General features: G+C 56.5%; 16 protein-coding genes. 1 reads left to right on the top strand and 15 read right to left on the bottom strand.

The window, feature by feature from the left end; translation table 11 throughout:
• Nucleotides 1-11: 11 nt before the first annotated feature.
• On the bottom strand, nucleotides 12-1067 hold the full coding sequence (gene holB / locus HMPREF1147_RS07720; protein WP_009658358.1) for a DNA polymerase III subunit delta': 1056 nt from the start codon (nucleotides 1065-1067) through the stop codon (nucleotides 12-14).
• A complete protein-coding gene (locus HMPREF1147_RS07715) occupies nucleotides 1067-1522 on the bottom strand; it encodes a YaaR family protein (RefSeq protein WP_026761970.1) in 456 nt (151 codons plus the stop codon). The genes holB and HMPREF1147_RS07715 overlap by 1 nt, the downstream gene beginning before the upstream one ends.
• 181 nt (nucleotides 1523-1703) lie before the next feature.
• On the opposite strand from HMPREF1147_RS07715, the gene HMPREF1147_RS07710 reads away from it, so the two are divergent.
• Nucleotides 1704-2432 (top strand): flagellar brake protein, encoded by a 729-nt coding sequence (locus tag HMPREF1147_RS07710; protein ID WP_009658373.1) that lies wholly within the window; start codon nucleotides 1704-1706, stop codon nucleotides 2430-2432.
• 105 nt (nucleotides 2433-2537) lie between these two features.
• On the opposite strand, the gene HMPREF1147_RS07705 is transcribed toward HMPREF1147_RS07710, so the two are convergent.
• From HMPREF1147_RS07705 to HMPREF1147_RS07645, 13 genes are all read right to left on the bottom strand, one after another.
• Nucleotides 2538-3023: a YbjN domain-containing protein gene (locus HMPREF1147_RS07705; RefSeq protein WP_009350485.1), complete on the bottom strand. Its 486-nt coding sequence runs from the start codon at nucleotides 3021-3023 to the stop codon at nucleotides 2538-2540.
• Nucleotides 3024-3054: 31 nt separating this feature from the next.
• Complete coding sequence (locus HMPREF1147_RS07700) at nucleotides 3055-3582, bottom strand: YbjN domain-containing protein (protein WP_009350484.1); 528 nt, start codon at nucleotides 3580-3582, stop codon at nucleotides 3055-3057.
• A 56-nt stretch (nucleotides 3583-3638) separates the two neighbouring features.
• On the bottom strand, nucleotides 3639-3902 hold the full coding sequence (locus HMPREF1147_RS12305) for a hypothetical protein (RefSeq protein WP_009438836.1): 264 nt from the start codon (nucleotides 3900-3902) through the stop codon (nucleotides 3639-3641).
• The gene (locus HMPREF1147_RS12300; RefSeq protein ID WP_037351301.1) at nucleotides 3899-4366 is read right to left on the bottom strand and encodes a hypothetical protein; all 468 of its coding nucleotides are present in this window, start codon (nucleotides 4364-4366) and stop codon (nucleotides 3899-3901) included. The genes HMPREF1147_RS12305 and HMPREF1147_RS12300 overlap by 4 nt, the downstream gene beginning before the upstream one ends.
• On the bottom strand, nucleotides 4359-5276 hold the full coding sequence (locus HMPREF1147_RS07685; protein ID WP_009350482.1) for a hypothetical protein: 918 nt from the start codon (nucleotides 5274-5276) through the stop codon (nucleotides 4359-4361). Before HMPREF1147_RS07685 ends, HMPREF1147_RS12300 begins: the two co-directional genes overlap by 8 nt.
• A 112-nt stretch (nucleotides 5277-5388) precedes the next feature.
• Nucleotides 5389-6033, bottom strand: a complete 645-nt coding sequence (locus HMPREF1147_RS07680; protein ID WP_009658376.1) for a hypothetical protein — start codon at nucleotides 6031-6033, stop codon at nucleotides 5389-5391.
• A 92-nt stretch (nucleotides 6034-6125) separates the two neighbouring features.
• Nucleotides 6126-7064, bottom strand: coding sequence for a homoserine O-succinyltransferase (gene metA / locus HMPREF1147_RS07675; protein ID WP_009350480.1), 939 nt, complete (start codon nucleotides 7062-7064; stop codon nucleotides 6126-6128).
• 38 nt (nucleotides 7065-7102) lie between these two features.
• Complete coding sequence (locus HMPREF1147_RS07670) at nucleotides 7103-7987, bottom strand: hypothetical protein (protein ID WP_009438677.1); 885 nt, start codon at nucleotides 7985-7987, stop codon at nucleotides 7103-7105.
• Between the two features lie 29 nt (nucleotides 7988-8016).
• Nucleotides 8017-8868: a histidinol-phosphatase gene (locus HMPREF1147_RS07665; protein ID WP_009658357.1), complete on the bottom strand. Its 852-nt coding sequence runs from the start codon at nucleotides 8866-8868 to the stop codon at nucleotides 8017-8019.
• An 8-nt stretch (nucleotides 8869-8876) separates the two neighbouring features.
• Nucleotides 8877-9683 carry a Cof-type HAD-IIB family hydrolase gene (locus tag HMPREF1147_RS07660; protein WP_009658385.1) on the bottom strand — a complete coding sequence of 269 codons (807 nt, stop codon included), beginning with the start codon at nucleotides 9681-9683 and terminating at the stop codon, nucleotides 8877-8879.
• 202 nt (nucleotides 9684-9885) lie between these two features.
• Entirely contained in the window at nucleotides 9886-10047 is a 162-nt protein-coding gene (locus HMPREF1147_RS07655) for a rubredoxin (protein ID WP_009350476.1), read from the bottom strand.
• 139 nt (nucleotides 10048-10186) lie between these two features.
• Nucleotides 10187-10954, bottom strand: coding sequence for a helix-turn-helix domain-containing protein (locus HMPREF1147_RS07650; RefSeq protein WP_009658394.1), 768 nt, complete (start codon nucleotides 10952-10954; stop codon nucleotides 10187-10189).
• The gene (locus tag HMPREF1147_RS07645; RefSeq protein ID WP_009658368.1) at nucleotides 10947-12650 is read right to left on the bottom strand and encodes a sensor histidine kinase; all 1704 of its coding nucleotides are present in this window, start codon (nucleotides 12648-12650) and stop codon (nucleotides 10947-10949) included. Before HMPREF1147_RS07645 ends, HMPREF1147_RS07650 begins: the two co-directional genes overlap by 8 nt.
• Nucleotides 12651-12718: the final 68 nt, after the last annotated feature.

Here is a 12718-nt window from a genome sequence, read left to right as displayed (position 1 = left end):
TATGAAACAATTCATATGAATTGATTTCTTGCCCGTAGTAAAAAAGCCTCCGCCTGTAAGGACGGATTCACGTTCGCCCCGAGCCGCCTGCTGAAAACGCTCTCCGCGTGCAGGAGCGCAAAGAGACGCGGCCGCGTCATCTGCGGCAGGAGAGCTGCGAGCCGGTCGCGCCGATCCGCATGAAAGATCGGTGCTGCCCCATCCTCCGTGAGTACGAGCAGATCGCGCAGCCCCATGCGGAAAAAGTCCAGCCGCGCCGCACGCTCCTCTCCTGAGAGTGCGCCAAACGCTTCCGCATGTTTCCAAATATCCTCTGCGCAGAGCGTTGGCAGTGCCGTGAGCAGCGCGAGCGCATCATCGCGCCCTCCGAGTCCTGCAGCGGCAAGGTCATAGGCACGTCCAAGACTGCCGTCCGCGAGTGCGGCGATCACTGCGGCATCGGTGCCCATGCCGCGCTCTGCCAGCGCCGCCTCAATGTCCGCCGCGGGGAGCGTGCCAAACGCAACGCGCACCGCACGCGAGCGGATCGTCGGCAGGAGCGCATCATAGGCACTGGTCACAAGGATGAACAGGATCTCTCCGAGCGGTTCCTCGAGAGTCTTGAGCAGACGGTTCGCCGCCTGATCGTTCATACACTCCGCCCCGTCGATGAGGATGACGCGCCGCGCCGCCAACACCGGCGCGGCGGATGCCTCCACGAGAATATCCCGTACCGCATCCGTGCGGATCATCGCCGCACTCTTGCCGCGCACTTCCGGCACGGTCTCGAAATAATCGGGATGCACTCCTGCCGCCATTGTCCGACAAGCTTCGCAGTGACCACAGGGGGCATCACCGCCCGCTGCGCAGAGCAGTGTCCGCGCGAGCACGCGCGCCGTACGCTGCTTACCGACCCCCGCCGCCCCAGAAAAGACCAGCGCGTGGGGCAACCTCCCCCCGGATACGAGCCGGCGCAGACGGCGGATAATCTCCGTATGCCCGCGCACATCCTCCCAGCCATGCGGGAAGATTTCCCGTGCGGGCGGTTCTTCCGCAGGCGTCTCTTTCCTGCGCGATTTTGCCGCCATCACATATAGAGATCCACGAGCATTCCGCGGATCGCATCGTGACTCGCAATGATATCGAGCTGATTCGCCTGTCCCAGGCGAATTTTTTCCGTCAGTTCCTCCAGCTTCTTATCGATTTTACGCACCGACGTATAGACTTTTTGGCGCCCCAGACGATCCCACCCCGCCTGTGTCCGCAGCTCGTACATTGAGCCGACCGCCTCACCGATAAAACTCTGAATAAGCGCGCGATAAGAGCGCAGCTCGTCGAACGTCGGGGTCTTCGATAGACGCGCCCCCTGTTCATCGATCTGCTCGAGCAGACGATCCATCGCCTCACGCGACATCGACTGCTCCTGATCCGCCAGCTCCATGCTAAAATCCGTATCCGCGCCGCGCACGCCCATCTCCGTATCCGAACGTGTCATCGTGAGCGCCGCATTGCGGGACATGCCGCTGTCTATCTTCATCGCCATCGCGTTCACCCGATCCCTTTTTCCTGAAAATTTGAGGTGATGATATATTTCACCGATTTTTATTATATCCTGAACGCCTCACAAAGTCAAAGCGCTAAATTGACTTTACGGATATACTTTGCTATTCTTATACTACAGTAAAAACGGATACTGCGTCATGCAGATGGAAAGGACTGAATCTATGGCAATCGAGGGCGAAAAGCTCGCCGCACTTCTAAAACACGGCACGTCCATTCATATTGTGGACGCCGATCTCGGCATCGACTACTATGGCACTCTCGAGCTGAGCGAGGAGGAACAGGCGGCGGGATATCCGGCAGGCGCACTCACCGTCCGGCTCGACATCACACCGGAGAAATTTGCCAACGCCCCCACCCCCGGATACGTATTCGCATGCCACCTCACGGGTGCGGGCTGCGTCTATCACTTCGCCGTCCGCTACCGCTCTTCATCCCCGCTGCCGGATACGATTTGGTATCTCGATATCCCTGAGAGCGCCGAGCGCATTCAACTTCGTGATTTCGTCCGCGTCCCCATTCCGATGGAGATCGCGGTCAAACTCCCCGGCGACCACGCCAGCCTCAAGAACTATCGCGAAGCCGATCTCATCGACATCAGCGGCGGCGGGCTCTGCTTCGTCAATGACGAGCCCGTCATGGAGGGCGAAATGCTCGCCGTTCGTGTCCCGGATCTCCCGCACATCGGCACACTCGAGACAGAGGCGCGCATCCGTCGCGCTACCCCGATCGACACCACGCTCGGCATGACGTATCACATAGGTGTGTCGTTTGACGGCGCGCTCTCAAACAGGGAACAGGAACGCCTCGTGCAGAGCATCTACCAGCTCCAACAGAGCTACCTCAAAAAGGGACTCAAAGTCCCTCAAATTGACCATACAAAAAAAAGTTGAATACGTTATAAAACAGGACGTCCGCACGATTGAATTCGTGCGGACGTCCTGTTTTACTATTTGTTTTTATGATTCACGCGGCAACGCGAAAATCCCGCGTCACGCCTAAGCCCAGCGAAGTTTCATGAGTGCAGGATAAACCTCCTCCAACACCTGTAACCCCACGCCTACCATTGCCATGAAGTTCTCAGCTTGGAATACACCCGTATGGAGATCGAGCGGCAGGTCGATATCGACGACGACATCCTGCTCGTCGTCGACAGCAAATTTGACATAGCGGTACGCACTGTTCCATTCGTTGAGTTTCTCGATAAATGCGGTGCGGTCGGAGTTCTCCTCAAGGCGAACGAGACCAAAGTATTTAATCTTGATGAAGTCGTTCGTGTCACCGTTTTCGGTAACAACGATCGCGATGCTCACGACGCTGCCGTTATCGAGCTGCTGACGCATACGGATGATGTGATCTTCACCGTCTTCCGAAACGTCCTCGCCGTATTTCATCTCCTGTTTGTCGAGTTCCGCTTTGATCGCCTCGAACGCGCTGTTTTTCAGCCCATCCTCGGTGCCGCTGAATCCGTCAAAAAGATCCATCTTTTGTTTCCTCCGTTCAACTTCCGCAGCTTTATTCCTGTGTGCGGGGACGGTGCCCTCGCACACAAAGTTCCATCAAATCATCAAAAATATTTTCCACAATGTGCATACCGAGTGCCATCATGGACATGACGTTTTCGGGACGAAATTGTCCCTTATGAAGATCGAGCGGCAGATCGATATCGGCAACGACGTCTTCGTCACGGTCAAGACAGAATTTCACATAGCGATAGCCCGCATTCCACTCGTTAATCTTATTGAGAAGTTCCGCACGGTCGCTCTCATCTGCCAAATAGCCTATGTCGTAGATTTTGATTTTGATAAAGCCGTCGGCATCTGCGTGTTCGCGAATAGCAATCACGACGGTCACCGGCTCGTCGTTTTCAAGCTCGTTGCGCATGTAGAAGTAGGTTTCTGTCTGCCCCTCTTCAGATGCCTCGCTCTCCTCGTAATTCCATTCGTGTCTGTCGAGTTCCGCCTTGATGGCATTATGAATGCTCATCAGCTGCGATTCCTCGCCCCCACGAAATCCGTCAAAGAGTCCCATTTTCCCCTCCATATCTGTCCCGCCAGTCTGCGGAACTGATGAAGTTATGTTCTATATGCAGCGGTGAGTTAGGGCAGTACCTGCCCGATATGCGTGAGCGTATCGAGCGCCGCTGTCCCGCGTGCGTTCAAAAAGTTCAGATCGGAGACGACAACACGCCTGATATAGCGCTTTGTACCGTCTTCGTAATAGCTGCTGATGTCGTGGATGACCAGAGGTTCGCCCGCACGATCCATGCCAAGGTAGAGCATGACATGCCCCGGGCGAAAGAGCAGCGTCCCCGGCGGCATCTCCCCCAGGCGCGCCCGGCGCTGCTCCGCGCCCCCCGTCATAGCGATCTGCCGTCGGTACGCTGTGCCGCCACGGCATAGCGTACCTGTACAACAGCGGGAACAGCATCATAGGAACGATTTTCCCGTACGGCACGCCACTCCTCTGCACCAAGCATTTCCTTTCCCGCATAGAGCTCCGGCAGTGCAGGACCCCCAAAATTCTGTGCCGCGGCGTCGATGTACGCGCGAACCTGCGCGCCGGAGAGGGTCTCCGGAACTGCCGTTAGATCGTGCAGACTGTCCGTCGATGCGGCAATGCGCTGATTCAGCGCAGCGATCTCCACAGCGGAGAGCAGCGGCGTATCGCCGTCTGCACGCTCCCAATAGAGTGGATCTGCTGCGGCGCCCCCAATCGGCAGGGCAGCATTTGCTGATCCCGTGTCTCCAAACACCAAAATCCCCGCAATCCCCATACCGATGAGCAGTCGCACCGCATATTGCCGCGGGAAAAGCCCTCTACGCATGTGACACTTCAGGAGATTCCTGCCGCAGCTCACTCAGCCCCCATGCGAAGAATGCCTCCATGCCGACAAATGCGAATTCGTTGTCCGAAACCGCCTCGCCAAACTCCTCCATCGTACCGATGGCAAAGGATCCGGCATGACGCCCCGGCGCACGACGCGGCAGGTCGCCGGCGAGCCCGCGTTCAAAGAATGCGGCGGTATCAATATTTGTTGCGCTGAGCTCCTTCAGGAAGCTGCGCGCCATCTTCATTTTACCGAGACGGTAGAAGAGCATGGCGAGCGGGAGGTACATCATTGCGACTCCCTCTTCATAGCGCTGATAGAGCTCAATCGCGGGGTCTCCATCCTCAATCGTTGCATAGATAAACATGAGACGATAGCGCCGTCCCAGATCATCATGCTCCGAAAGCCGCATCATCTCTTCGCATTCCTTCGCCGCCAGGCGCAGCTTGCGTGCCTCGCACAGGGCATCGAGATAGGAGAGACGGAGGAACATATAGGGCTTAGTCGCGGTCAGAGACCAGAATTTACCGATATTTTTCTCAGCAAAGAGCCCCTCCGCCCTCAGCCGTGCCGTCGCCGCACGCGCGAGATCCTCGTAAAGATGCACGCGGTCGTCCGCGTTCTTGGCGAGGTATTCGACCTCCATGCACGCCGCCGTGATGTTGTTCGGCTCCATGCGCAGGACGCGCTTGACGATGCGGTAGCGTTCCTCGCCTGTCTTTTTCCGCGCCCGGGCAATCAATTCGTCGGCAGTGATGCTGTTCACCTCACGTGGCAGATTTGGATTCTCGCGCAGACGCCGACTGAGCTCGGAGACGATCTCCGTCATGCGTTCCACACTGATATTACCGCCTTCCGCCTTCACCTTTCGGCTCAGTTCCAGCTGCATCCATTCCTTGTCTGTCATGCGGTCTACCTTCCTTCGCAGTATTCTTCCTCCGGTTATTATACCTTGTTTCTGCAGAAAAAGCTATAAAAAAAGACGCCGCTCCAAAAAGCCCGGAGCAGCGTTCTATCCGCTATTTTTTCTTATTTTTCTTGGCTTTTTTCTCCTTCTTCACGTGCTTTTCTCGGGTCTTTTCGTCACTCGTAACGGATTTTTCTTTTTTCGATGCGAGCGCCGCGCGATCTACGTCGGATAAAATCCCGCGCGAGCGGTGAATCAGCTCTTCCTGATGCTCTGCCGCATACGCGATGATGGCATCAAAGAATTTTTTTTCGACGTCTTTATCCGAGAGAGAGGAGAGCTTGAACTCCTTCGTATTCTCCTCGCGGGAGAGCGTCCCCCAATTGCTGTCGAGATCCTCGTGTGCAGTGACATGAACGACGCCTGCACGTAGGTCGATGAGGAGGTATTCCGCCGCACCCGTGAGGTCGCCGTAGCCTGAGAGCGGGAGCATCCGCCAGCGGCGCTTCGAGACGACATCCTGTATCTGGATGTTGTCGTAGATGCGCAGGGTCGGTACGACGAGCTTTGTGAGATCAATATAGCCGTGCGCGTCCGCAGCGTACTGGATCTGCTCCTTGTTGAAATAATATCCCTGCCTTGCGGTGGACTGCACCCACTGATAGATGTTCTTGGGGATTTCCTCCGCTGCTGCGGGGCGGACACCCATGAGAAAAACGGCGCCCGCAACGAGTGCCGCACCCCATATTTTTTGCACGCAAATCGCTCCTATCGAATCATTATCATTTTCTATATGATATGGGAAAAAGCTGAATTTTTACTGAACACACGCGACTGCGCCGCAAAAAGTCAAATGCTCCAGTCGTCCGCGGCGTTGTCGAGACTGTCGAGTTCGTACGGTGTCCCCTGATAGACGTAGTAGTTCAGCCAGTTCGCAAAGAGCAGATGCGCGACGCTTCGCCAGCGCACAACGGGCAACCGGTTCGGGTCATCGTCCGGATAGTAGTTCAGCGGAATATCCGGAGTCATACCCGCTGCGAGATCGCGGTCATACTCTGCCTTCAGCGTCAGCGGATCATACTCGGCATGCCCGGTGATGAAGAACTGGCGGCGGCGCAGATTCGCGATGATGTAGACGCCCGCATCGCCCTCCGAGAGGATTGTCAGCTCCGGGATGCGTTCAATGTCCTCTCTGCGCGTCTCGGTGTGCCGCGAGTGCGGCACATAAAAGGCGTCGTCGAATCCGCGCAGGAGGCTCTCATGCTGCACGCAGATCCGGTGCTCGTAGACACCGAAGATCTTTTTATCCATCCAGTATTTCGGGATGCCATAATGATAGTACAGCCCCGCCTGTGCTCCCCAGCAGATGTGAAAGGTGGAGTAGGCATGTTTGCGGCTCCACTGCATGATTTCTGCTACCTCGTCCCAGTACGCGACGCGCTCGAACTCCATCTGCTCGACGGGTGCCCCCGTAATGATGAACCCGTCGTATTTTTTATGCCGCACCTCGGCGAATGTGCCGTAGAACTCTGTAAGATAGTCGCGCGAGGTGTGTGAAGGGATATAGGACTCCGTATAGATGAAGTCGACCTCAACCTGCAGCGGTGTATTGCCAAGGAGCCGCAGAAGCTGTGTCTCCGTCACGTCCTTGATGGGCATGAGGTTCAGAATGAGGATCCGCAGAGGGCGGATGTCCTGACTGTATGCACGCGCGGCGTTCATGACGAAGATATTCTCGCCCTCAAGCACGTTTGTCGCAGGTAAATTATTCGGTATCTTAATCGGCATACTGCAATCGTTTCCCTTTCCCGTGTTGTGGGAGTGCGTTAGTCAATCCGGTAGCGGTTCACCCACGTGCTGTACCCGTCGGCAAATGCACGCAGGCGCATGAGTCCACGCTCCTCGGGCGTGCTCTTTGCAATCATACGGTAGGCTCCCTCATAGGCGTCGTCGAGCTCCTGCCACCCTTCGCCGGGCGACCAGAAACGACCGCTGATGATACGCTCCGTTCCCTGCGGCAGATTCACCGCACGCTTGTCAAATTTGATCTCGATGATATTCCCCTGTTTGTCCTCCACCTCTGTCCATGCCCAAAAGATAAGGTTGTCCTTCTCTCGGCGCATGGTCGACATGTCCGCCGTCACGTGGGTCTTGATCCCCGCAGGATTTTCATCTGACCAGAGTGTGATCCAGCGGTCGTCCGCACGCATCCGGTCAAGCTCGCCCTGCCGGAACACGGTGTCGATGATGGCGGCGTAGAACTCCTCGTCAAACTGCTGGGAGTTCATCTCCTTTTCCCTGCCCTCACCCTTCGACCACAGGACGTTGCCCGCGGCATCGTAGAATGTCTCGCTGATGTACTGCAGGATGCGGTTCTGCGGGTAGACACGCACGCGTGCGACGGCGTAAGAGAGTTTACCCGGATCCTTGATCACATGCGCGATATTGTAGTTGCGGATCGTCTCCTCCGCCCCCGCGTAGCTGAACGAGGTCTTGATCTCCGCCTCGATCTCCGTTGCGACCGCAGTCTTGGAGCGCTTCTTCGTCACGCTCGCGACAGTGCGTACCGAGGCGGGTGCGTAAAACTTCGAATATTTATCGTTCGAACTGAGCCATATCCACGGATCTTTGTCTGCGGCAAGCGCGGCGGGACTCTGCATGAAAAGAACGAAAACTGCCGCGAGCAACCCGAGCAAATATTTTGTCCTCATGTTCATAACTCCTCTCTGCACAGAAAAATCTATACGAGCGGCACAAGCTCCCTCCCGCGCGCGCCTGTAAAACGAATCTGATCGGTATAGCCAAAGGAGCGCGCATACTGCGCAGCCTCCTCGTTGTAACGCCCGCAGTCGGCGGGCTGATGCGCATCCGACGTCGTGATGACGGGCAGATCATATGCCCGCGCCGCGCGCATAAAATCCGGATACGGGGAAAATTCCTGCACCGGATAACGATAGTACGTCCCCGTGTTCAGGTCGACAATCATATCAGCCCTGCGCATTGCCTCCGCTGCGCGCATGAGGTACGTCGTCACGTCGAAGTCCGGAAAATGTTTGTAAAGCCTGATGTTGAAGGGATGCCCGAGTGCATCGTAGAGCCCCGCCGCCGCGAGATGCTCCACTTCGACCGTATACTGTTCGTAAATGTCCCGAAGGTCGTGACGCGGCCACTCCTCGACAAGAGCCCCCGTATCATACGCCCACCCGCCAAGGAAATGCACCGATCCGATGATATAATCGAACGGATAGGCGCGAAGGATCTTTGCGACCGCTTCTTGATTTTGAAAATTGCAGACCTCGATGCCCGCGAGCACCCTGTGTTTCTTCTTTAATTTCTCGATGAAGGAAAAATATTCGTCAAGTGTATATTTGAACTTATTCGTCCGCAGCCATTTTTTCTGAAAGCTGCCGACGAAACTGTCATCTAAGATAAGGTCGTCGTAGTAAAGCTGCTCGAACTCGGGAAAGGTATGTGAGTGCTCGGAGAACCCGATCTCTGCGATGCCGCGCTCCGCCGCTGCTTGGAAGAATCCCTCCGCATAGTCCTCGTCGTAGGAGCCGTATTCGAGATGCATATGGTAGTCAAATCGCATGGCACACCTCAGTCGTAGTCGCCCGCGAGAATGCGCTCACAGATCACCGTCACACCGTGCGCGCTGTTGCTCGGTGCGGTATAACGAGCACGTGCCTTCACGGATGGCAGCGCGTTCTCCATCGCAAAGCTGTGCGTCACGGCGTCCATCAGCTCGAGATCATTCTCATAGTCGCCGAACGCCGCACACTCTTCGGGAGCAATGCCGAGCGCCTCTTGGATGTGCCGCGCCGCCGCACCCTTACTGACGCCGCAATTGTAGAGATCGACCCACTCGCGGCTCGAGAGCGAGACTTGGAGCCGCCCCTCGTAGGCGAGCATCTGCGGGAGGATCGTCGTCTCCGCGTTGCCCATGAGGTCACAGAAGGACATTTTGATGGGCTCATCATCCACTGCTGCAAAAGACTCGACGAACTCCGCCTTTGTGACGAATTGATTGAGATGCGTACAAAAGGACGGCACCGCTTCTTTTCTCAGCACATAACCATGTTTTTTCCCGCATAACACAGAGTACGCCGCCGGGTTCTCCGCTCCTGTCTGCAAAACACTGAGGGCGAGTGCACGATCTACGGGGCTAGCGAACAGCTCCCGCCCGCCGCGATCCACCACCATCGTCCCGTTCTCCGCGACGAAGATCATCTCCTCCTGCCACGGTGCGAACGTCCGGCGCAGCGATGCATACTGCCGCCCCGAGGCGGGTGCAAAGATGATGCCGCGTTCCCGCAGCCGCAGGTACAGATCCCCAAATTCCTCCGGCAGCCGCCCGTTCTCGTCCAGCAGCGTCCCGTCCATATCCGAAAAGATCAGCCGTATCATCGCCTCGCCCCTTTTCTTGTATACAATGTGACTATTATAACAAACATTTAGATTGCAATCAATTAAGAGGTGTTAAGAGTCATAGGAGTTTTGTTGTGTAACAATAGATGTGAGACCAAGGAGGTATACAAAAGCGACCCATTCTCTCACAATAAAAAAGCCCCGCAAACGCGGGACTCGTTTTTTGTGTACCGTCCGAAATTCACTCCTGCTGCTCAAACAGAGTCTTATCCACGCCGCAGAGCGGGCAGACAAAATCCTCCGGCAGATCTTCAAACGCCACACCTGCGGCGAGATCGTAGTCGGGATCTCCGGCGGCCTCGTCATAGATCCAGCCGCAAACCGTACAAACCCATGTCTTCATTGAAAACCCTCCTATATAAATATAATACACAGTCGTAAATATGTGATACGGGATATAAAACTCATATAGAGTTATTATCCAATAACAATTATTATATTACAACATTTTTCCGGTTTTGACTAGAGGGTAAGAAGATTTTTTACGAAATTTTTTCGCTGCGGTATTCCGTCGGTTTGAGACCTGTATGTTTTTGAAAGATCTTGCTGAAATAACGCGTGTCCTGATAGCCGCACGCCGCGGCGATAACGTAGATCTTCTCGTCGCTCTCGCGCAGCATTTTCCCCGCGCGGTGCAGGCGGCACTCCGTGAGATACGCGCTGAAGGACGTGCCGCAGCGCGCAAAGAGTTTGTGCAGATAGCTGACACTGATGCCGAGCTCCTCGGCGACCTCGCGCACCGTGATGGAGTGCTCCATATGCTCCTCCATGTAACGGACGGCATGGAGCAGATAACCACGCACGGGTTCCTCCTGTGGGATACGGATGGTCGGCCGGCCGTCCCTCTCCTCCTGCGGCTCCTCCGCGCGGGCGCGGCGCCGATAGATGCGCTCCGCCCCCTCTTTCATGGCGGCGGCAAGTTCCTCGTCGTCGAGGGGTTTCAGCAGATAGGCGCAGACGCCGAGCGCGATCGCCTGCTGCGCGAACTCGAACTCTCCGTAGCCGGAGAGAATAATGTACTCCGCGTCGATTTCATTGCGGAGCTGTTCGATGACCTCAAGGCCCGAGATGCCCGGCATTTTGATATCCACAATGAGAACGTCGGGACGCAGCCGGCGCGCAAGGAGAATCCCCTCCATGCCGCTGCCGGTATCGCCGACGACCTCGGCGTCAAAGTCCGTCCACGGCGTCATGCGCACAATGCCCTGCCGCTGCAGCGGCTCATCGTCAATGATGAGTACCTTAATCATAATGGGGAGCCTCCTCCCATGCTTTCAGTGTCAGCACGACTTCGGTGTCCTCTCCTTCCTTACTGTGAAGCTCAATGCCGCAGTGCGCATCGCCGTTGAGTGCGGCACGCATGTGCACATTGTAGAGACCAAAATGATTATCATCCCTGTGCCGCATGATCTCCCGGCATCGCTCAGGCGGGATTCCCTGCCCGTTATCCGCGACGCGGAAGACCAAATAACCTTCCGTCCTCCCCCCGACAATCGCAATGCTGCCGCCGCGCTCAAGCCCCTCAAGTCCGTGCTGAATCGCATTTTCCACGAGCGGCTGCAAAATGAGCTTCGGCACATAACATTTATAGATCCCGGAATCCACGCGCACCGTGACGTTCAGGCGCCCCTCAAAGCGCCGCTGCTGAATCTTCAAATAGGTGCGCAGAAACATGAGCTCGTCTGCCACCGTGACGAACTCCTTCATATTGACAGAAGCGCGCAGGAGTTTCCCTAGCTGCACTGCGATGTCGGCGGCTCCCTCGCTGTCGCCGAGCTTTGCGCTCCACTTAATGAGGTTGAGCGTATTGTAGATAAAATGCGGACGCATCATCTCCGTCAGAGATTTGACCTGCGCGATGCGCAGCGTGCGCTCGCGCGCGCGGTTCTCCGCAAGGAGCGTCCGGACATGTTCGATGAGTCCGTTAAAGGTGAGCGCGAGCTCGCCGATCTCGTCACCGCGCCGGATGTCAACCTGCACGGAGAAATCATCCTCATACCGCACGCGGCGCATCGCGGTCGCAAGCGTGTGCAGCGGCTGCCAAAGTTTGCGGCTCAGACGGTAGGACAGATACGCCGTGATGCAGAGCGCAACGGCGTCCACGATGACGATGAGACGAAGCAAATAGTCAAGCGGCGCAGGATCATTGTACTGTCGCAGATAAATATGGAACGAGGTCTCCTGCGACGTATACATATAGTCGCGCACAGCGGGCTCCGCCGTCTCCTGCACCTCATCCGAGGAGCGCAGCGGCGAAAATCCCTCGCTGCGGTAGTCCTGCATGTTCAGCATGACATATTGATAGCGATCCGTTAAAATGATGCGCCCCTCGCGCCCCTCCTGCACGCGCTGTATGAGCGGCACGAGCGCTTCCCGCTTGATGTCGATGACGGCAAAACCGAGCAGTTCGTCTCCACGGCGAATCGCGCGCGCGAGCGAAAAGACCACCTCGCTGCGGTCGGCGGCGTATTTATCCGCCGCCGACGCCACCCAATCGCGCGACCGGCTCGCCTGACCGAGCAGCCCCCAGTCGAGATTTTCCGGCAGTGCATAGGCGCGCGGCACATCGTCCGTGGCGATGACCTGCCGTCCGTCGGCGGAGAGCAGATAGAGGGCGGCTTCCCCCGCATGCCCCGCAAGGATCGCATAGAGACTGCCGTAGATCTCCTCCACGTTCTCCCGCGACCCGCGCAGGAAGGCGATAGTTTCGCCCCCGACGAGCAGAGGATTCATCAGGCGTTCGTAATTGTTCACGAGCGTATCGATCTCCTGCGAGATGCGCTGCACCTCGGCGCGTCCGCTCTTCGCCTGCATATTCTCATATACCTCGCCCGCCGCGTAGAGAATCATCGCCGAGGCAAGAAGGAGCGGCAGGAGTCCGCCGAGCATCAGATAGACGAGAAGCTGTTTCCGGTAACTGAACTCGGGCGATTTCATAACACTCATAGTCCTATCCTTCTGCACGCGGGCAACGAATACGAAAAAAACCGCATTCAATGTCTTAACATACAGAA

The organism is Selenomonas sp. FOBRC9, assembly GCF_000287655.1.
Classification (GTDB): Bacteria; Bacillota; Negativicutes; order Selenomonadales; family Selenomonadaceae; genus Centipeda; species Centipeda artemidis.
Note: the sequence above shows the minus strand (reverse complement) of the source record. Positions and strands in the feature narration are given on the sequence as shown.